The sequence below is a fragment of the Streptomyces sp. NPDC040432 genome, assembly GCF_055595445.1.
This window is the reverse complement of sequence record NZ_JBVIVP010000009.1, coordinates 24933-44656: the sequence shown is the minus strand read 5'-3', so window position 1 is coordinate 44656 and position 19724 is coordinate 24933. Positions and strand designations below refer to the sequence as shown.

Below are 19724 nucleotides of genomic sequence, written 5' to 3'. Positions count from 1 at the left end.
CGAAAGATCGCCAGCAAGTGCGCAACGCCGCCGCATTTCTATTCCGATGACATCGGGAAGCCGTGACCGGGGGCATGAGAAACCGAACGATCCTTCTCCTTCGCTGCGCACTCAGGCATGCTCGCGAACACTTTGAATCGACACTAAGGATGAAAATGATGGCACGTACCGCAATCCTGCGTATCGCCGGTGCAGCTGTGGCCGCAGGTGCCCTGACCTGGGCAGCCATCGCTGGCGGTGTGACCGGCGGCTCCACCGGGGACTCCATCGCTACGAAGGCGATCGCCGATGAAGGCCCGGGCTACGCCATCGAGGACTTCTCCTATCCGAACGCCGACAAGATCCTCGCGGAACAGAAGATCAAGCTCAAGAGCGGAGACGGCCACATCCTCCTTGCGGAGTGCACGGGAGCGCCCGAGCTGATGGAGGTCTTCTCCCACAAGAACGAGAAGATCTGCTTCCGTGTTACCGGGGATAAGGGCTACCTCAGCCTCGAAATTCCGTCCGTCTTCGGAGTGAAGGGCAACAATTATGCGGCGCAGGTGGAGATGTCTACCGGCACCGAGCAGAAGTCCTTCACCGTCGACAAGAACGCGTGGACGGCTGTCGGTGAGACCGCGGACGACCAGGGCCGTGATTTCATGCTTCTGGAGATCAGGACTTCCAAGTAATCGCCGCCGGGGATCCGCCCCTTTCCGTGCTCCGAAAGAAGACCATGCCTGAATCTCGTCCCCTCCCCGCGCGTGCGACTGGTCTGCTCGTCACCACCGCCACCGCCGTCGCGGCGGGCCTCGCTTCGGCCGTCCCCGCCCAGGCCGTCACGGGTCCCGAAGCACCGGCCGGCCGGTACGCCTTCACCGCAGCCCTCACCATCGGCAATGAGATGAACCCCCGTGGCTGCACTGCGGTCCTGGTCGATCCCCGATGGGTTCTGACGGCTGCCAGCTGCCTGGCCACCACACCCGGCACCTCGGTCCCGGCCGGGAAGCCCGCGCTGAGGACCAGCGCCACGTTCGCCCAGCAGAGCCGCGACATCGTGGAAGTCTCCGCGAGCGCTACCGATCGAGACCTGGTCCTGGGCCGCCTGGCCGCCCCGGTCACCGACGTCGCTCCGGTCAAGCTCGCCACCGCCGCCCCGGCGGCCGGCGTCGGCTTGGTCGCGGCCGGCTTCGGGCGGACCAGGACGGACTGGGTACCCGGCAAGGTGCACAACGGAGCGTTCACCACGAACTCCTCCGCCGCGGCCACCCTCTCGATCACCGGCAAGGGAACCGACTCCCTCTGCAAGGGGGACACGGGAGGCCCCCTGCTGAACGGCAACGGCGAGCTTGTGGGCATCAACGGCCGCTCCTGGCAGGGTGGCTGCCTCGGCACCGACTCCGCTGAGACCCGTACCGGCGCCCTGGCCGCCCGCACCGACGACATCGGCGCGTGGCTCGCTTCGGCCACCGCGCCGCGCACCGGCAACCAGGTGTCCCTGCTGGCCGGCGGCGGCGGTGCGATGTGGTCGCAGTCCGGGGACCTGGGCTACGGGGAGTACGGCCAGTCCTGGGCCAAGGTCGACGGCAAGGCCGTATCGCGGGTGGTCACCGTCCGCGACGGCGACACCGTGCGCGCGTACGCGATCGTCGAGGGCCGGGTGTACGGCCAGGACCTCGACCTGGCCGCGAACGGCAGGTGGTCCGGCTGGGGCGAGATCCCCGGTGGCGCCGCCGGCGCCAAGGACATCGCCGCCTCCCGGGTCGGCTCCAAGGTCCACGTGCAGATCGCCGGCGCCGACGGCAACCTGTACTCGCAGGTGGCCGACTACAGGGCCGGCCGCTGGAACGACGCGTGGACCTCGGTCGGCGCGTCCGGGCTGACCCGCGTCACCAGCGCGCCCGCTGGTCCCCTCGTGCGCGTGCAGGCCGTCGCCGACGGGCACGTCTACGGCCGCGACTTCGACACCCGCAATGGCAGTTGGTCGCCCTGGGGAGAGATCCCCGGTGGCGCGGCCGGCGTCAAGGACATCGCCTCCAGCATGATCGGCAACAACGTCCAGGTCCAGATCGTCGGCGGTGACGGCGCCCTGTGGACCCAGTTCGGCAACTACGACGCCGGCCGCTGGAACGACGCATGGAGCAGGGTCGGCGGAAGTGGCCTGACGAATGTCACGAGCGCCCCCTCGGGCAACGCCGTCGAACTGTACGCGACCGACGCCGCGGGCAAGGTCAACAACGTCCGGCTCGACACCGGTACCGGCTCTTGGAGCGCGTTCCAGGAGCTCCGGGGCAGCATCTCCGGCGCCACCGACGTGTCGGCCGCGATCCTGGCAGCCCCCTCCAAGGTGACGCTGGCCGCGACCGTGGACAACGCACTGTCCCTGCAGACCGGCACCCTGGCCACCGGCGCCTTCGGGGCCCGGTGGAACACCGTCGGCGGCCTCCCGGTGACCAACCTGACCAGTGTGGACACGGGTAGTACGATCCGCTACGTCGGTGTCGCCGGCGGCCGGGTCTACGACCGTGAGTACAACCCGTCCACCAACGTCTGGGGTGCCTGGACCGAGGTGCCGGGCGGCGCCGCGGGCGTCAAGGACCTTGCTGTCAGCATGATCGACAACGTTCTGTACGTGCAGATCGTGGGATCCAACGGCGACCTCCACACGCAGGTCGGTGATTACAACGCCGGCCGCTGGAACGACCGCTGGGCCGCCGTTCCCGGATTCACCGGGCTGACCGGCCTCACCTCTGTGAAGGCCGGCCCCTACGTCCGTCTCTACGGCATCGCGGGCGGCAAGGTCTACGGCCGCGACCTCGACATCCGCAGCGGCACCTGGAACAACTGGGGCGACATCCCGGGCGGGATCACCGGCGCCAAGGACATCACGGTCTCCCGTGTCGGAGCCACCGTCCAGATCCAGGTCATCGGCTCCGACGGCGCCCTCTACGGCCAGGCGGGCGACTACCTCGCCGGCGCCTTCAAGCCGTCCTGGACCAAGATCGGCGGCACCGGGCTGACCCGCCTCTCCAGTGCGTCCGCCGCCGGCAACACCCACGTCTACGCCATCGGCGCGGGCGGCAAGGTCCAGGGCACGACCCTCGACACCACGCTGGGCAACTGGACCGCCTGGCGCCAGGTTCCCGGCACTCCCACCTCGCCGACCGACCTCACCGCCACCACCACCCGCTGACACCCCACACCGCCGACCTGTCCGCGCCGTGACCGCCTTTCCGGCGCGGACGGTTCTCAGCGCGACCCGACACCGTAAGGATCAACATGCCCGTAAAGGGTTCACGCACCACGTGGGCTGTCGCCCTGCTCTCCGCCGCTGCGGGAGGCGGGCTGCTCACCGCGGTCCCCGCCGCGGCACTCAACGGCAGCGACGCTCCGAGCACCGGCTACGCCTTCGCGGCAAAGCTCAACGTCGGTGACAAGGCGGCCTGTTCCGGCTCGCTGGTCGACGCCGGGTGGGTTCTCACCGCCGCTTCCTGTTTCCGTAACGGCTCCGCGCAGGTGCCGGCCGGCAAGCCGGCCCTGAAGACGACCGTCACCGTGGGGCGCACCGACCTCACTCATTCCACGGGCACCGTGGTCGAGGCCGTGGAGCTCGTTCCGCACGCGGAGCGTGACCTGGTGATGGTGAAGCTCGCCTGGCGGGTCGTCGGACTGGAGCCGGTGAAGGTCGCCACCACCGCCCCGGTGGTCGGTGAGCAACTCACCTCACTGGGGTTCGGGCGGACGAAGACGGAATGGGTGCCGGCCAAGGCGCACACCGGCGTCTTCACGGTGGCCTCTGTGGACGGCGGCGTACTCGGGCTGAACGCATCGGGCGACGCGGTGGTCTGCAAGGGTGACACCGGCGGTCCGGCCATGCGCGCGAAGGACGGCCGCGTGGAGTTGGCCGCAGTCAACTCGGGTTCCTGGCAGGGCGGCTGCCTGGGCACGGACGCGGCCGAAATCCGTACGGGGGCGCTCGACGTCCGTGTCGACGATGTCGCGGCCTGGGTGGACCAGGTCCGCGGGACCACTCCTGCGGTGCGCCTGGCGTCGGTGGTGCCCAACGTCACCAAGGTGATGGGTACGGGCGACTTCAACCAGGACGGCCGCACGGACATCGCCGCCGTCACCAGCGACGGTAACCTGCACACCTTCGCGGGCCGCTCCGACGGCACCTTCGAGTACGGCCGCCCGCTGTGGCGGGCCGACGGCAGCTGGGGTTCGGCCAAGAAGATCATCGGGGGTGACTTCAACGGCGACGGGATCACCGACATCGCCTCCGTCTGGAGCGACGGAGCCCTGCGCCTGTACGCGGGGCGGTCCGACGGCAGTCTGGCCGCCGGCAAGTCGATGTGGGCGGACGCGAGCACCAACTGGGACGCCATGCGCCAGCTGGAGCGGTACCGCGCGGCGGGCTCCGACCGCGACGGGCTCATCGCCGTCTGGGGCACGGGGGATGCCAAGGGGTCGCTGCACGCCTACTCCACCACCGCGGACGGGGTGCTGACCAACCAGCACCGCAAGCTGTGGCCGGACAACTCCTGGCTGAGCATCAAGAAGATCACCGCCGGTGATCTGAACAACGACGGCCGCGACGACATCGTCGCCATCACCTCCGACGGGGCCCTGCGCCGCTACAACGGCAATACGGCCGGCGGTCTCGACGCCGGAGCCTCCATCTGGCCGGACAACACCTGGAACAACATGCCCGTCGTGTTGTCCGGTGACTTCAACGGCGACGGCAGGACCGACCTCGGCGGTCTGTGGAGTGACCAGCAGCGCTTCAACTTCTACAAGGGCAACGGACAGGGTGCCATCGCCCTGGGTACGAACGCCTGGCCCTCTCCCCTGCCGCTGCCCGCGGGCGGTCTGATCCGCAACATGAACAGCGACAAGTGCCTGGAGATCGTCAACTCCAGCAAGGACAACAGCGCCGCCGCCCAGCAGTGGACCTGTGGCAGCCAGGCCGGCGCGAAGTGGGAGTTCCGCCCCACGGCCGCCGCGGACGTCTACCAGATCGTGAACGTGAACAGCGGCAAGTGCCTGGAGATCGTCAACTCCAGCAAGGACAACGGGGCCCGTGCGCAGCAGTACACATGCAAGGACATCCCCACCATGCAGTGGACGATCAAGCAGGCCGGCAGCACCGTCGGCCTGAACATCAGCAACGTCAACAGCGGCAAGACCCTGGAGATCAGCAACTCCAGCAAGGACAACGGAGCCCTCGCCCAGCAGTGGCAGCACGCGGCCGACCCGTCCTTCGCCACGCAGAGCTGGTACCTGTGACCAGCGCTGTCGACACGTCCGCCCACCGGTTCAAAGGAGCCCACATGTCTGAACCCCGTCCGCGCCCCGCTCGGAGGACCGGTCTGCTCGCCGCCTCCATCGCCTTGGCCGTCGGCCTCACCTCCGCCGGGCCGGCCCAGGCCGTCTCGGGTCCCGAGGCCGCGGCCGGCCAGTACGCCTCCGCCGTCAGGCTGAACGTCGGCGGCGAGGCGAGCGGCCGCGCCTGCACCGCGGCGCTCGTCAACGAGTGGTGGGTCGCCACGGCCGCCAGCTGCTTCGCCACCGTGCCGGGCCAGCAGGTCCCGGCGGGGAAGCCGGCCCTGAAGTCGACCGTCACCCTCGCGGACGGCCGGCACCTCGAGGTGTCCGAACTCGTTCCCCGCACCGACCGTGACGTGGCCCTGGCCCGTCTGGCGGCACCCGCCCGCGGCGCCGCGCCGGTCCGGCCCGCCACTACCGTCCCCGCGGTGGGCGCGGAGGTCACGGCCGCCGGTTTCGGCCGGACGAGGACCGAGTGGGTGCCCGGCAAGCTCCACACCGGCGCGTTCGCGGTGGATTCCACCGACGCCACGTCCCTGAAGATCACCGGCAAGGGATCCGACGCGATCTGCAAGGGTGACACCGGTGGCCCGCTACTCAACGCGGCCGGCGAGCTGGTCGGAGTCAACAGCCGTTCCTGGCAGGGCGGCTGCCTCGGCGCCGACCTCGCCGAAACCCGCACCGGTGCCCTCTCCGCGCGCACCGACGACCTCGGACAGTGGATCGCCTCGGTCACCGATCCGCTGCTGGTCCACCCCGGCCAGGCCATCGAGTCGGGGACGACCCTCGTCGGCAAGGACCTGAAGCTGTCCATGCAGGCCGACGGCAACCTCGTGATCTACCACAAGAGCGGTGGCGAGGGTAAGGGCGCGGCGCTCTGGTCGTCCAACACGTACGGCAACCCGGGCGCCTACGCGATCATGCAGGCCGACGGAAACTTCGTCGTGTACAAGAAGGACGGTGGGGACGGCAAGGGCGGCCACCTCTGGTCGACCGCCACGTTCGGCAACACCGGCGCTTACCTGCGCTTCCGGAACGACGGCGATCTCGTCGTCAACCGGAAGGACGGCGGCGAGGGCACCGGCGCCGTCCTGTGGTCGTCGGAGAGCGCCTTGCGGCCGAACATTCTCGCCAGTGAGGGCCGTTCCGCGGCCGGGTTCTGGGTCGACAGCCCTACCAAGATCTTCGTCATGGCTTCCGACGGCCGCCTGTACATCTGGGACAAGGTTCAGGCCAAGCAGGTGTGGAGCTCCGACGTCGCCGGCGGGGAGGGCTCCTACCTGTCCATGCAGCGCGACGGGAATCTCGTTGCCTACCGCAAGGGCGGCGGCGACGGCGCTGGCAACTCCTACTGGTCCACCGCCACCTTCGGCAACGCCGGCGCCTACCTCACCTTCCAGAGCGACGGCAATTTGGTCGTCTACAAGAAGGACGGCGGCGAAGGGAAGGGCGGCGCCCTCTGGGCCAGCGGAACCTTCCTGCCGACCCGCGTCCTTCCGGCTCGGTGAACGAGGCAGGTGGAAGCGAGCGCGTGCGCTGGGCCGACCTCGACGAGGACGGAAAGGCCGACACCTTGTCATCAACGCCAATGGCTCCGTGAATGTTTGGATCAACCGCGGCCGCGACAAGGTCGCCCCGTGGCAGGCGCTGGGCCAGTTCGCGAACGGCCTCACCGCGGAGCCGGACAAGGTCCGCTTCGCCGACTGGGACGGCGACAGCCGTACCGACTACATGAACGGACGGACCACCGACCACCCCCAAGGTGCAGTTCGTCGACTTCAACGCCGACTACGTCCTCGCCGGCCCGGGCAACAGCGCCTCCGTCCTCGCCTGCAACGGTTGGGCAAGGGCGCCAGGGGCGCCTGATCCCGGTAGGCAAGCCCGCCGTCCGCCCTCGCCGTCGCGCAGGGGGCGGGTGGCGGGTTCCTTCGTCTTCCGATGTTGTCGAGCCCGGCCGCCGCCGACGCCGCCGATCGCATTCACTCCCTGGAGGGCCCTTCACCCGTGACACAGCGCATCACCGCTCCACTCGGCCTCGTCCTGCTGGCGGGCGCAGCCACCGCACTCGGCCTCGGCGCCGCACCGGCTGCCGCCGTCCAGCCCGCCCCACCGCTCGTGAGGATCATGCCGCTGGGTGACTCAATCACCGCCGGCGCGGACGGTTCGCACGGAGCCGGATACCGTTCCGAGCTACGGAACCTGATGGGAGGCCAGTCCCGCTACGCACCCGACTTCGTCGGCTCCGGCTCCTTCGGCAACGTCGGCGACCCCGCAACGAGGGGAACAGCGGCTGGACCATCGACGACGTCCGCTCGAACGTCGAGCCGTGGCAGACCTCTGCCGACTCGGACATCGTCCTCCTGCACCTGGGCATCAACGACTAAACACCCACCCCGCGGACCCCGCGCGGCGGCTGTCCGGACTCGTTGACCGCATCGTGGCAAACAGGCCCGGAGTGACCTCCTCCTGCAGCCCACCTCACGCCCACGCGGCAGGGCCATCCGGTGGTGTGGCCGGGGGGAGTGGCGGGCGGCGCGCACCGTCGCGGCTGGCCGTCGATCTCCGCTCGCCGGCCTCGCCCCGGTCGACCTGGACGGCCATCGGTTGTTGTTGCGGCGGTGGCGCGGATCGCCCGGGTGTGCCCAACAGCCACGGCACAGACCGTTGCAGTACCAGGCAAACCTGGCATCGGCGGTGTCCCACACGATCCCCAGCTCCTCCAGTTCGTCCGCATGTTCCCCGGACTTCTGCCCCGCCCGGTACACACGGTGTTGATCGGAGAGCCACCAGCCGAGCGGGTAAGCGCCCTCGACGTGCTCGTACGGCACCTCAAGAGCGCCCCTCACTCTGCCGGTAGGGCTCGTGGCCCCCGCATCCGCTTCCGGTCCAGCCGCTCGGTATTGATGACCGGGTGGCTGACCCCGTCCGGTAGAGGTTCCGCTCCGTCAGCCGAGGGGGACGGTTTTCTGTTCCTTTTGTACCGGGTTGGCGTCGGCGGTCTTGACGAGGTCGAGGAAGGCGGAGGACTTTGCGACGTCCAGGAGCTGATCGTTGGTGATCGGTGGGGAGGTGTTTGAATTGTCGTGTGGGCTGATGACCAGCGACACGGTGCTCGTGCCGTAGCGGAAATGGAGCCGGGTCTCGCTGACGCCACCGTTGTTGTTCGGCAAGGTCGCGGACATGGCTTCGATGCCACCTGGCAGGGTGGTTGTCTTGCAGACCTGGCCCATCGCCGTCACGCAGTCCGGGCCCTTGGCGGAGGTGTCCGGCCCCGACGGACGCACCGAGAAGATGATGGTGAAGGTCTTGCCGTCCTTCGTGCCCTGGTACATGTTCACGCTGAGGTCCGTCCGCCGGACCGTTCCGACCGTCCCCGGCAGCAGGCTCTGGAGCACGGGCACGGCCTGGTTCTGGAAGTTCTCCTGCTTGGCCCGCTCGGCCGACGGCAGATCTGCCATCGAGTCACCGCCCGGGGACGGTTCGATGTGTACCGGCGGCAGCGGCACACCACTCGACGGCGGCGACGCGGTCCCGTTTACCTGCCCGGATACCTGCGGGCCGTTCACGTCGGCCGGCAGTGCCACGACCCCGGCGACGCCGAGCGCGGCAACGGTCAGCACCGCCCCGCCGATCGCGATCCGGGCGCGCGCCCGGCGTCGCCGGCCCTGGGTTCGGGCCGCGCCCACGAGGTCGGGGAGCGAGGGCAGGTCGGTGGTCGTAAGGGCCATCGCTTCCCGAACCAGGGTGACGGTCCTGTCGTCGGTGACTTCGTGGAGGTCTTCGTTGCTATCCATGACGTCTCCTCAGTTCTCGGTGGCGTAGACGTGGGCCTCACCGAGCTGCGTGCGCAGCCTCGCCAGGGCACGTGAGCATTGGCTCTTGACTGTTCCCTCGCTGCAGCGCAGCAGTTCGGCGACCGTGCCGACGCTGAGGTCCTCCCAGTAGCGCAGGACGACCATGGCCCGGGCGCGAGGCGGCAGCTCGGCAAGAGCGGCGAGCAAGGTGACGCGCAGCTCGGCGTGTTCGGGCAGCGGCTGCCTGTCGGCATGCCGGTGGGCCAGTAGGTCCCGCAGGCGACGTCGCCGTTCGGCGAGGAACGTCCGGGTCAGTACGGTCCTGGCGTACGCGTCGGGGCTCTCGGCGGCGGATGCCTTCCGCCAGTGCTGGAAGAGCTTCGCGAGGGTTGTCTGGGTCAGATCGCGTGCGCCATCGGCGTTCCCGCACAACAGGTACGCGGTCCGGTACAGCTTGCGCTGACTGGCTCGGGCGAAGACTTCGAAGTCGAGGCCTTCGCCCATACCGGGCCTGAAGCCATGTCTGACGTCGTGCCCGGAGTCGTGTTCGGTGCCTGGCGGCATCGGCCCTCCCCTTCATTCGTGTCTGTCCCCTGTCCTGAGTGCTGCCGCCAGGAAAAGGTTGAACCCGAATTCTTCACGGGGAACTTCAACCGAGGTGTGGACGGGTGCGGTGGTGGCACTGGACGGGCGTCAGCAAGGATGGGAGGGCTGTGCGGGCGGATGCGGCACGGCGATGACGATCATGGCCGTCGCGAGGTGACCAAGCCGCTGCTGCCGTGCGCCTATCGCGAGGATGGCCGGCTGCCTGGATGTGCCTGTTCACAGACCCGGCGCGGAGGGCAGCGCCTTGCGCCCGACCGCGTGCGTCGTGGTCTTCCTGCCGATGGTGGCCGCGGCGCTCGTGAGGGCGTGGGGCGCGATCCGCCCGGGCTTTGTGACGCATGCCGCAAATGAATGGGATTGCGAGCGGACCCGTCGCTTGGCTTGCTCCGATGACGACACCGCATCCGGCCTCCGTGGTGGATCCCACCCGGGGCCCGAGCGTCGTTCCCGCGCCGCTTCGCGTGTTCGACGGGAACCCGCTGCCCAACCTCACCGTCGCTCTCCCGCATGCCGAGGGCGCCAGTCTTTCCGACCTCGGCGATGCCACGGGCCGCAGTCCCGAGGAACTCGTCCTGGTCGCCGTACGGATGCTGCTCCACCGGGAACGCGCCCGTGTCCGCGCCCTGTCCGCCGGGCTCGCGGAACAGCACGCGTCGCTCCTGCGCCGGCTGGGCGAGGACGCGGCAACGGGCGCGGACCCCGTAACGGCACCGCAACCCGGGCCCGGCGGGCACCCCGAGGGCGCCGACCAGGACCCGCGCCACCAGAGCCCAGCCGCCGCCGTACCCGCTGCCGCTCCCGTCGACGGCTCGGCTGTCGTCCCGCCAGGCGCCCCCGCCCCCGCCCCTGCCGATGCGGCCCCCGCCGATCTCGACCGTCGGGCCGTCCGTCATCTCACCGTCACCGAGGTCTTCGACCTCGCGTCGTCCGCCCGCCCCGTCCCGGACGGGCGGGTCCCGCTGCGCGGGCGTCAGCTGCTGGTCTCGGCGGTGCACCGGCAGCGGTACCGGGACCACTACCGAACTCCGTACGAGCAGGCGGCCGCGCTGATGGACGCGCTCCTGGCGAACAGGCCCCTGCGAGCGGGCAACAAGAGCATGGCGTGGCTCGCCGTCGCGACCTTCCTCGCCGCGAACGGGACGGACCTCGCCGACGTGGACCAGGACGCGGCGCACGACCTGGTCATGGACGTCGCCGCCGACCGTGACTCCGATACGTCGTCGATCGCCGAACGCCTCCGCGCCCTGTGCCGCGGGCGCGCCGTCCCCACACCGCGGAGCGGGTACCCGCAGGCCGCGTGCACGGCGCGTCCGGCGGGCGTCGAAAGACGATGACAGCCGCCGCCGGGTCCGCACCCGGTGCCCCGTGTGACCTCGCCGCACCCCGCGAGGTCACGGGCCTGTCCCTCCGGGAGGGGGCGCCTGTGGCGCCCCCGGCGGAGCCGACTTGCGGGCCGGGGCGGCCCGCCCGGCAGAGGGCCTGGCCCTCGTCCGCCAGAAGTCGTGCGGGAACCAGCCCTGGCGCCGTTGTTCGCAAGGGGCCCCACTGGAACGGCCTGTGGTGGGAGCGTGGCGGGATGGAACGTGGGAGGGAGCCGCGGGTGTACGGGTCGGAGCCGGGGGAGCCGGCAGGCCCGACGGCCGGGCACGATTACGTCGAACTGGGCGGAGGCCCGCTCGATGGCCTGCTGCTCGACGTGACCGGTTGGACGGCTGCGGATCGAGCTGGGGGCCCGCTCCTGATCGCCGGTCTCGGCCTGTACGGTCCGCGCGGTCGCGCTGACCACGCCCCGGACAACGTGGCGGCGGCGGTCCGTTTCGGTGGCGTATCGACATGGCTTGCCCCCGGACCTCTTCTTCGACGGAGGGGGGAAGTACCTGGAGGGGGAAGCATGAGTGGGAGGTGCTTCGGTGATGTTTCGGGTTGTGGCTGGTCAGGTGCCGTTCTGCGGGTGGTGAGTCTCCGGACTCTCTCCTTCTTGGGTTCTTGTGGGTAGTTGATTGGTTGTTGGTTTCTGCGTGTGGGATGCCGTGGGTGTGGGTCGGGTTGTTCTGGTTCTCGGGTTGGTGTTCGGTCCTGCTTGCTGCCGGTTCCTTCGCGGTAGGCGATGACGTTCGCGCGGGACAGGTCGGTAGGAGATTCCGCAGGCCGATACGAGTTCGTGATCATCGCTCCTTGCAACCGTCGGGCTGGCCCGCGGGTCATTCAATGCATGCTCTCTCCCCAAGTCCTCAGTAAAGGTGACCAGTACACGGTTTTGCGGCCCGATCGGCTGACCACGACGGAGGGCCGGACCATCACACACATTCCGTTGGTTGCCGTCCAGGAGGTCCGCCCGGACGGCGACAAGGCCCTGCAGATCGTTTTCACCGACGGGGTGAGCCGCCGACTGCAGGGCGGCAACGCATACGCCACGTCGGCTTTTCTCGCCGCTCTGACCACCGCCCTGCCCGATCGGCGGGATCCGGCCGGGAGCGCACTTGTGACGACCGAGGAGGGCGGGAGGATCGTCAAGGTGTGGCAGGTGTGGACCGGTGGCGTGGTCCTCCTCGCGGCGTTCGTCGGCTACGTCTGGTGGACCGGTTCCACCCACGGCGACGGGATGGGAATGGCCGCCTTCTTCGCTGTGCCGGCGGTTCTTCTGGGAGGACTTCTCACCCTCCTCGTATGGATCAGCGTCCGGAACCGGTTGGTCCTGCGTCGGCGCGGCATCACCGTCGTCGCCGCCCGGCACTACCACCCGAACGGCAAGCGGGCGAGTTGGTACACGTACACCGACAGCAGCGGGAACGAGCACAACACCACCTATGGATCCGGCCGTGCCACGCAAGAGATCCACGTTGTCTACGACCCTGAGAACAGCGGGCTCAGCGCCGCTGCGGAACCTCTCTACACGACCGTGGTGAAGAACGTCCTCGGCGGGGGAGCGTCGCTCGCGATCCTTGCCCTGGGCCTGTGGGGAGTTGCCGCCCCGTACCTCTGACGGACATCGGAGTATGTCCCCACACACCAGGACGAACGGCGGCCGGGGCGGACGGTGACTCCCGGCGGGTGCCCGGGCGCCGGCCACCGCCGTGGCGACGTCGGCTGCCAGGCCTCGGCCTTGCTGGGCACTCGGCCGGGTGGTCGGCGGCCGGACTCGGTGTTGGGCGGGTCTGTTGTTCGGAGCATCCCATGGCGCGGGAAGCGGACTCAATGGGCGACGTCGAGCAGGGAGCAACAGCTGCTGGAAGGCGTGGGGTCTCCGGTTCGGTTCCGGTCAGCACCAGGCGGCGCCGTCGTGGCTGGCTGTCAGCTCGATCGTGTACTCGCTCGACTTTGCCTGAGTCTCGCCCGGAATGTTGTACGCATCGGGAAAGCTGAGCGAGAGATGGACGGTGAGAGGGCCCTTTTGGCGGGTGAAGCAGAGCGGACCACCGGTTGATTCGCTCAGGTCAGGACGCCGGCCGTTCTCGGCAGCGGTGGCCCGTGTAAGCCCCTTGCCGCGGCGCGCCGCCCCCGCTTTTGTGTGCGAGCGCGGGCGGGCCGGGCTGTCGAAGCCCTTCGAGGTGCGGACCGGGCCCAAGCGCACGGCCCGCACCGATGTACGAGGGGATCAGCAGTACTCGACGCCGACGGGGAATGCGGCTTTGTCGAGGTACCAGGTGGCGCTGCCCCAGCCCGGAACGGTCTGGCACTGTCCGCCCTGCCACGAGGTGAGCTTCCCCGGCTTGGCCTTGACCGCTCCCTTGGAACAGTTCAGGATCCGATACTTCACGTTGAACTGCTGCCGGCTGTTCTCCACGACGAGGAATCCGGTCGACTGGGTGCCACAGGGCCCGATCTCGCCTGCGGTCGCGGTGGGCACCGTGACGCCCGTGAGTGCGATGGCCGCGGCCGCCGCGGCCAGGCCGGCGATGTTCTTACGCATGGTGAATTCCTCCCGAGTTGGCTTGTCGGAACGCGATCAAGCTAGAGCGGGAGTGGAGTGTTCCTCGCGAGATGCCTTCAATGCGCCATGGAATGGCCTGTTCCGCCGGCCTTTCCCCGGCGCGCCCAGCAGGCACGCTCGGCGCAGCACCTTCCTCTCCCACACGCCGCAACGGGGGCCGAAGTGTGCGCGGTTACGGTGCAGGGTGTGGACGAGGGTGCCGTTTCCGCAGCCGGCGGCGATGTGTAGGAGCGTGTCCTGCTCGCTCTCTGGTCGATGGTCAGGTTCCAGCGGAGCTTGGTGGCGGTCCCTTCGGAGGCGTAGCGGCAGAGCGCGTTTTCGTCCGGGGCAACCATTCGGCGGGGTCTCTATCGGTTATCTGTCGATTGGAGCGGGTGGTGACCGAGACCAGGTTGGTTGCCTGTCCATGACCGTTGGCGTAGGCCTCGTGTCGTGCTGGGGTCCAGGCGGAGGCGCCGGAGTTCCAGGCTTCGGCGAGGGCACCATGCGGTCGTTGTCGAGCGCGCTGGCCGCGATGACGGCCCTGTTCGTCGTAGCAGGAGAACCCGGCGCCGCCGGTGGGTAACAGCCTGGCCTGACGGGCCCAAGCCCCTGATCTCCGATGTCCGTCAAAGCGAAGCAAGCCCAGGTGATCTCCCCGGACACTCCCGAACTCCTCGCCAACCCGGGCCTGCCTGACGGGTGGTGGGCTGAACTGAACCAGGCCTTGGACGTGCTGGCCGGGGTGCGGACGGAACGAGAGGCAGTGCGGACGCTGAGGATGCGCCGTACGTTCCCGCTCTTCCTCGGCATCGACGCCCCGGACCGCATCGAACGGGTGACTGGGCACAGCGACCTGCACTGGGTCAACCTCACAGGCAGCCGGCTCACGATCATGGACTGGGAACACTGGGGCAGCGTCCCTGTCGGCTTCGACTGCCGGCCTCCACCCCCTACAGCCTCCGCGTCCCCGCAGTCGCGGCCCGCGTACGGCAGGAGTCTGCCGACGTCCTCGCCACACCCGTCGGACGGGTGGGGGAGCTCGCCGCGCTCTGCGGACTGCCCGCCGGGGAGGCCCTCGGGTACAGCCACCCGGACATACCGCCGCGTCACTGGATCTTCCAGGGTGGGTTGGCGGGCTGTTGCTGTCCTTCCTGCTTCCAGCCCTTCGGAACGGGTTCGAAAGACCCGCGGGGACTCAGACCCAAGAAGTCGTGGATGTGAGGCGCATCACCCGCCGGCACCCGGCTCGCAGCACACAGACGGGCAGGTGCCGGTCCAGCACCGGAGCCGGGTTCCTTGGTGGCGGTGCGCCGGAGGTTGGCCATGTGCTGTCCGATGGTCGGCGCCGAAGGCACGATCAGGCTCAGCCTCGAATGGCCTCTGATGCTCCCGGCGGAAGTCGCCGCAGCCCGGGATCAGATGCCGGGGCCGGGCCGGACCACCGACGATGACGCGGCGAGCCGGCGGAGCCGGCAGCCGGCGAGATCGGGCGTCGCCGGGCCGGTTGACCGTGCCGGGGATCCACCGGCGCGGCACCGGATTCGTCCATGTCCTGACCAATCTGCGACCGGTCTCGGGGAGTGAATTGGCTGCCCGGGACTGCCACGGGACTGCCACGGGACAACGACGGGACAGCTGCCCCATGAAGGTCGGGACCGTATTCGGAGATCCTTACGACGTCGCTCCAGGGGGGAGCTGACGAAAGGAGATTCTGATGCCGCAGTTGGAAATCGAATTCCCGGCCATTGCGCAGAACTGGCTGGCGGTCGAGAGCGTCCCGCAGATTGGGCGGGACGCGGCGGAGGAGCGTGCCTGGGTTCCCGCGTACTGGGCGACGCCCGCCGCCGCCTGAGGTTGGACACGGACCGGGGGTGCCAGTTTCGGGCGCCCCCGGTCCGTGTTTTCCGTTTACCTCGGGCCTTGCTCCTCTCCGTATCCTCTTCTCCGATTTCCCTGGACGGTGCTTCGATGTCGCTTGAGACCCCACGTCATTCATCCCGAGAAAAAGTTGGCCGCGTGGACGCCCTGTTGGTCGCCGACAGCCGGTTCGGTGATTCCCGGGCCATCGCGGAGCGCAACGTGGCCCGCTTCGTCCTCGGCCTCCGGCTGATGGCGCAACAGGAGACCCGCCATCCGGAGGTGTTGCAGCGGCTTTCGCTGCTGAGCCGGGAGGAACTGCTTCCCCTGCTCGGCGACCCGGTCCTGCGCAACGCGTTCGAGGACGACATGGTCAAGTTGGAGAACGGCCGTCCCGACGCCCTGGGACTCGCCGACCTGGCGGCCCGCCTGCCTCTCCACTCGGACGGCCTGGGGCCGTGCGAGCGGATGGCCACCCCGCACGTGAGGCCGTGGCCGGAACACGGACCCGCCTGGCTGTGGACCGAGATGAGCCCGGCCGACCGGGTGCCGGGCGAGCTGTCGGCCCGCCTTCGCCGGCTGTACGACGGCAGCATCGAGGGCGGGCCGGCGGCGGACCCGGTCATCCCGACCCCCGATATGTGCGAGCGGCTGTCGCGAGGAGCCGACCTCCTCACACGGCTGCTCCCGCAGGTCGGGCCGAGCGTGCTGCGGCACGTCTCCGTCGTGGGTTTCACCCGGGGGGAGTCGGCCGACGGCCCGCTCCAGTCACTTTCGGGCGGCGACCCCCTCCCGTCGGCCATTCTGATGGCCCCGGAGCGGTTGACGGACCCGTGGACGGCCGCGGAGACGCTCCTGCACGAGGGCGTCCACCTCAAGCTCTTCGATGCGTTGCGCTCGGGCGCGCTCCTGCGGGACGCGGATCTGTCCGTGCCGATCCCGTGGCGGCAGACGCCGTGGCGGCTCGTACGGGTACTCGTGGCGCTCCACTTCTACGTCCACATGCTGGTGTTCCAGGAAGCCGCCCGGCACGCGGACGACAGGCTTCGGGCCGAGTTCGGCGACCCTCCGGCCGGCGAGGTCGTCGACGAGGTGAGCCCGGACACGGAGGCGGCGCGCAACGGCACCCACGGGACGAGTCTGGAACGCGCCCGCTACCTGGCCGGGTACGTGCTGGCCCTGCCCGAGGACCGCCTGACGGCAGACGGCAGGAGGTTCCTGCACTGGCTCCTCGACGCCCTGCACCTGGTACACGAGGACTCCGGCATCACACCGCCCGAGGGGGTGCCTGCCGTGATCCCGGTACGACCGCCTTCGGTGGCCGAGGAGGTGGTGGTGCGCCGCACCGCCCGCGCGATGGCCCGGCCGCTGCCCGAGCGGGGGGAACTGCTCGTGGTGAACACGAACACCGCCGCGATGCACTGGCTCAATGCGCGCTCATGGCTGATCTATTCGCTGTGCGACGGCCGGGACGTGGGATCCGTACGGGATGAATACGGGCGCAGGGCAGGGCTGGATTCCGAGTCCGCGCGCACGCAGGTCGACGCCTGCCTTTCCGAACTGGCTGCGGCCGGGCTCGCGGTCTGAGGAAGGCCGGGACAATTCGGGGACATGTTCGGGACATTTGCATCAGGAATCCGGGACAGGTTTTCGGAGAAGATCGTCTCGATCAATCCGGTAACACACTAATTCTGGGAGAGAGTATGTCAGTTTCTCTGGTAGAGCCGACCGTTCAGGGTTTCGACCTCGATGAGTTCGACCTCGACGTGCGCATCGCGGTGAGCTCGGACGGCGCATCGATCGAGGGCGGGTTCAGCAACTGGCACTCCTGCAAGGGGACGTGCGAATTCTGCTGCAGCAGCCTCGCCAGCAAGAGCTGCACCGTCTGCTGAGAATCTCCAGGGCGGCCTGCCCGCTCCGGGCGGGCCGCCGTACTCGTGTGAAAGGGATGCCTGAATTGTCAAGCGAGCGGGTCTTCGTCATATCTCCGCGGAAATCTGGAACACATCTGGTGCAGGAGTTGCTCGTGCACCTCGGCTACGGTGTCTACGGCGAACCGGTGCCACCGGCCGCGGGCCGCCCGGCGTTCAGCATCCGCGAGCGGCTTGAGATGGCGGAGAGGTTCCTCGACCCTGCCGAATTCGAGAAACTCGACCACGAGCGGGACCGGGACGCCTTCATTCGCACCACGGACAAGGCCTGGCTCCAGCTGGCCTGGGCCTGGCAGACGCGCCTTGCCGTGGCGCCGCTGGCCCACGTCGAGGCGATCGCACCCGAGGCGCGTTTCGGCCCGAAGATGAGCCCCGCCATCTGGACCGCCCCGTTCTCCTCCACACCGGCCGGTGTCAGCTGGATCTTCCACTCGGTGGACATCTGGCGGATGGACAATTCGTTCCTGGCCGAGTGGGTGGGCACCGGCTCGCCCAAGGTGATCCTGAACTACCGGGACCCGAGGGACGTCCTCGTCTCGCTCGTGGACTTCTTCTCCCGGAGCAACGGGCTCAGGTTCTTGAGGTACCCGGAGTCGGCCATCTTCGGTCCGGTCATGGAGTCGATCGAGGACTACGGAAAGAAGCTGGACTACGCGCTGTCCGACCCCCGGATGCCCCTGCTGTCCGACTTCGAGGCCGCCATCAGCTTCTTGCACCACCCGAACGTCTGCCGCGTTTCCTTCGAGGACCTCGTCGGCCCGCAGGGCGGCGGAACCCGCGAGGCGCAGCTGACCGCGATACAGCGCGTGGCGGACTGGTTGGACCACGACGTGGACCCCGCGTCCCTGGCCGACCTCCTTTTCAACCCGCAGTCCTTCACCCTCAACAAAGGCCGCATCGGTCGCTGGCGGGAGACCTTCTCCCAGGCTCACGTGGAGCGGTTCGAGACCCGGTTCGGCCACCTCCTCGACAGTTTCGGTTACGCCCGGGACGGTGGACAATGATCGCCGGCCCCCTCGCGGAGCAGGCGCGCCGCACCGCCCGCCTGATCACCTCACGCCTCGCCGATCCCCGGTACGTCGCCGCCGGCGTGGCCGCTTCGAACAATGACCCCGACGGTTCGGGCCCGCGACGGGCAAGCTCGCTGCTCGCGGGTGACGCGGGGCTCGCCCTCCTGCTGCGCTTGGCTTCGCAAGCGGATCCGGAATCCGGTCACCAGTGGCGCCGGGCCGCACACGAGGCGCTGACGCGAGCGGTGCAGAGCACGCACGACAGGCCGCTGGACGGGCAAGGCATCGTCGACGGCTCGGCCGGCCTGGCCGTCGCGCTGACGGAGTTCGCCGCCGGCGACCGCCGTTACGAGCGCCCACTCGGCAGTCTGCACACCCGCCTCGCCGACCAGCTGCACGCTCGGAAGGACTCCTTTGCGGGCGGCCACGTGAGCATCGGCGCGTACGACGTGTTGGAAGGAGCGGCAGGCACCCTCGGACACCTGGTGTCCGTGCCCGAACCGGATGACGCACTGCGGGACGCCGTCCACGGGCTCGTCGACGACCTGGTCCGGCTCTGCACCCCCGCCGCCCCGACGGCGAGGGAGCCCCGCTGGGTCATCCCGCCCGAGGAGTACCCGCTGGCCAGGGATCTGGAAAGGTATCCGTACGGGTACATCAACCTGGGCCTCGCCCACGGCATCCCCGGTCCGCTCGCCGCGCTGTCCCTGGCCTGGGGAGCCGGCTACCGCCGCCCCGGCCTGCGTGAGGCGATCGGCAACGGGATCGCCCTGCTGTCGTCGGCCGCCATCGAGGACAGCTTCGGGGTCAACTGGCCGAGCGGCGTACCGCTGGATCCCGAAGGTTGCCGCACCCAGGCCCGGCACCTCGCCAGGACGGCCTGGTGCTACGGCGCTCCCGGCATCACCGCTGCCCTGCTCATTGCGGCCGAGGCCCTGGAGGACAACGGGCTGCGGAGCTACGCCGTCGCCGCGTTCGACGCGGCACTGCGACGGTCCGAAGAGCACATCCACAACTTCGCGCCCACGATCTGCCACGGTCTGGCAGGCCTGCTGGCGATCTGCGAGGTCTTCGCCCGTACGACGGACAGCGTCCAGGCCCCGGCTTCCCTCACCGTGCTGACGGAGCGGCTGCTCGCGCACTGCTCCGAGGACCTGACCTTCGGTGTGCAGAACTTCGAGACGCCTGGACGGCAGATCGACGACCCGGACTTCTTGTGCGGAGCGGCCGGTGTCGCCGCGGTGCTGTGGACCGTCTCCGGGCGCGTACCCACACGGCGGTGGCAACGCGCCCTGCTCATCGCCTGACC

Annotated in this window: 16 protein-coding genes and 1 pseudogene; 13 read left to right on the top strand and 4 right to left on the bottom strand. The window is 69.3% G+C overall.

The annotated features are described in order from the left end of the window. Positions 1–158: 158 nt before the first annotated feature. The 5 genes from ACZ58N_RS20205 (at position 159) to ACZ58N_RS20185 (ending at position 7170) form a co-directional block, all read left to right on the top strand. Positions 159–671, top strand: coding sequence for a hypothetical protein (locus ACZ58N_RS20205; RefSeq protein ID WP_471161557.1), 513 nt, complete (start codon positions 159–161; stop codon positions 669–671). A gap of 44 nt (positions 672–715) precedes the next feature. Next, positions 716–3172, top strand: coding sequence for a trypsin-like serine protease (locus ACZ58N_RS20200; RefSeq protein WP_471161555.1), 2457 nt, complete (start codon positions 716–718; stop codon positions 3170–3172). 86 nt (positions 3173–3258) lie between these two features. Then, positions 3259–5265 (top strand): RICIN domain-containing protein, encoded by a 2007-nt coding sequence (locus ACZ58N_RS20195; RefSeq protein WP_471161553.1) that lies wholly within the window; start codon positions 3259–3261, stop codon positions 5263–5265. A gap of 44 nt (positions 5266–5309) precedes the next feature. After that, positions 5310–6812 (top strand): trypsin-like serine protease, encoded by a 1503-nt coding sequence (locus tag ACZ58N_RS20190; protein ID WP_471161551.1) that lies wholly within the window; start codon positions 5310–5312, stop codon positions 6810–6812. A gap of 88 nt (positions 6813–6900) precedes the next feature. After that, on the top strand, positions 6901–7170 hold the full coding sequence (locus ACZ58N_RS20185) for a hypothetical protein (protein WP_471161549.1): 270 nt from the start codon (positions 6901–6903) through the stop codon (positions 7168–7170). A gap of 1079 nt (positions 7171–8249) precedes the next feature. Here the strand turns inward: ACZ58N_RS20185 and ACZ58N_RS20180 are convergent. Then, a complete protein-coding gene (locus ACZ58N_RS20180) occupies positions 8250–9098 on the bottom strand; it encodes a hypothetical protein (protein ID WP_471161546.1) in 849 nt (282 codons plus the stop codon). Positions 9099–9107: 9 nt separating this feature from the next. Beyond that, positions 9108–9602 carry a SigE family RNA polymerase sigma factor gene (locus tag ACZ58N_RS20175; protein WP_471162031.1) on the bottom strand — a complete coding sequence of 165 codons (495 nt, stop codon included), beginning with the start codon at positions 9600–9602 and terminating at the stop codon, positions 9108–9110. A gap of 491 nt (positions 9603–10093) precedes the next feature. Here ACZ58N_RS20175 and ACZ58N_RS20170 point away from each other — a divergent pair, with 491 nt between their 5' ends. The 3 genes and pseudogenes from ACZ58N_RS20170 (at position 10094) to ACZ58N_RS20160 (ending at position 12687) form a co-directional block, all read left to right on the top strand. Next, positions 10094–11038, top strand: a complete 945-nt coding sequence (locus tag ACZ58N_RS20170) for a hypothetical protein (protein ID WP_471161544.1) — start codon at positions 10094–10096, stop codon at positions 11036–11038. A gap of 242 nt (positions 11039–11280) precedes the next feature. Continuing rightward, positions 11281–11496 (top strand): annotated as a pseudogene (locus ACZ58N_RS20165) (hypothetical protein); the annotation flags it as partial. A gap of 519 nt (positions 11497–12015) precedes the next feature. Beyond that, positions 12016–12687, top strand: coding sequence for a hypothetical protein (locus ACZ58N_RS20160; RefSeq protein ID WP_471161542.1), 672 nt, complete (start codon positions 12016–12018; stop codon positions 12685–12687). A gap of 276 nt (positions 12688–12963) precedes the next feature. Here the strand turns inward: ACZ58N_RS20160 and ACZ58N_RS20155 are convergent, their stop codons facing one another. Together ACZ58N_RS20155 and ACZ58N_RS20150 are read right to left on the bottom strand one after the other, a co-directional pair. Next, positions 12964–13275 (bottom strand): hypothetical protein, encoded by a 312-nt coding sequence (locus tag ACZ58N_RS20155; protein WP_471161539.1) that lies wholly within the window; start codon positions 13273–13275, stop codon positions 12964–12966. A 24-nt stretch (positions 13276–13299) separates the two neighbouring features. Then, positions 13300–13614, bottom strand: a complete 315-nt coding sequence (locus ACZ58N_RS20150) for a hypothetical protein (RefSeq protein ID WP_471161537.1) — start codon at positions 13612–13614, stop codon at positions 13300–13302. Positions 13615–15331: 1717 nt separating this feature from the next. Here ACZ58N_RS20150 and ACZ58N_RS20145 point away from each other — a divergent pair. The 5 genes from ACZ58N_RS20145 (at position 15332) to ACZ58N_RS20125 (ending at position 19722) form a co-directional block, all read left to right on the top strand. Beyond that, positions 15332–15469, top strand: coding sequence for a hypothetical protein (locus ACZ58N_RS20145; RefSeq protein ID WP_471161533.1), 138 nt, complete (start codon positions 15332–15334; stop codon positions 15467–15469). A 164-nt stretch (positions 15470–15633) separates the two neighbouring features. Beyond that, positions 15634–17061 carry a PqqD family peptide modification chaperone gene (locus ACZ58N_RS20140; RefSeq protein WP_471161530.1) on the top strand — a complete coding sequence of 476 codons (1428 nt, stop codon included), beginning with the start codon at positions 15634–15636 and terminating at the stop codon, positions 17059–17061. A 116-nt stretch (positions 17062–17177) separates the two neighbouring features. Beyond that, positions 17178–17366 (top strand): FDLD family class I lanthipeptide, encoded by a 189-nt coding sequence (locus tag ACZ58N_RS20135; protein WP_471161527.1) that lies wholly within the window; start codon positions 17178–17180, stop codon positions 17364–17366. 56 nt (positions 17367–17422) lie between these two features. Continuing rightward, complete coding sequence (locus tag ACZ58N_RS20130; RefSeq protein WP_471161525.1) at positions 17423–18409, top strand: sulfotransferase domain-containing protein; 987 nt, start codon at positions 17423–17425, stop codon at positions 18407–18409. Then, entirely contained in the window at positions 18406–19722 is a 1317-nt protein-coding gene (locus ACZ58N_RS20125) for a lanthionine synthetase C family protein (protein ID WP_471161523.1), read from the top strand. Before ACZ58N_RS20130 ends, ACZ58N_RS20125 begins: the two co-directional genes overlap by 4 nt. The last annotated feature ends 2 nt before the right edge of the window (positions 19723–19724 follow it).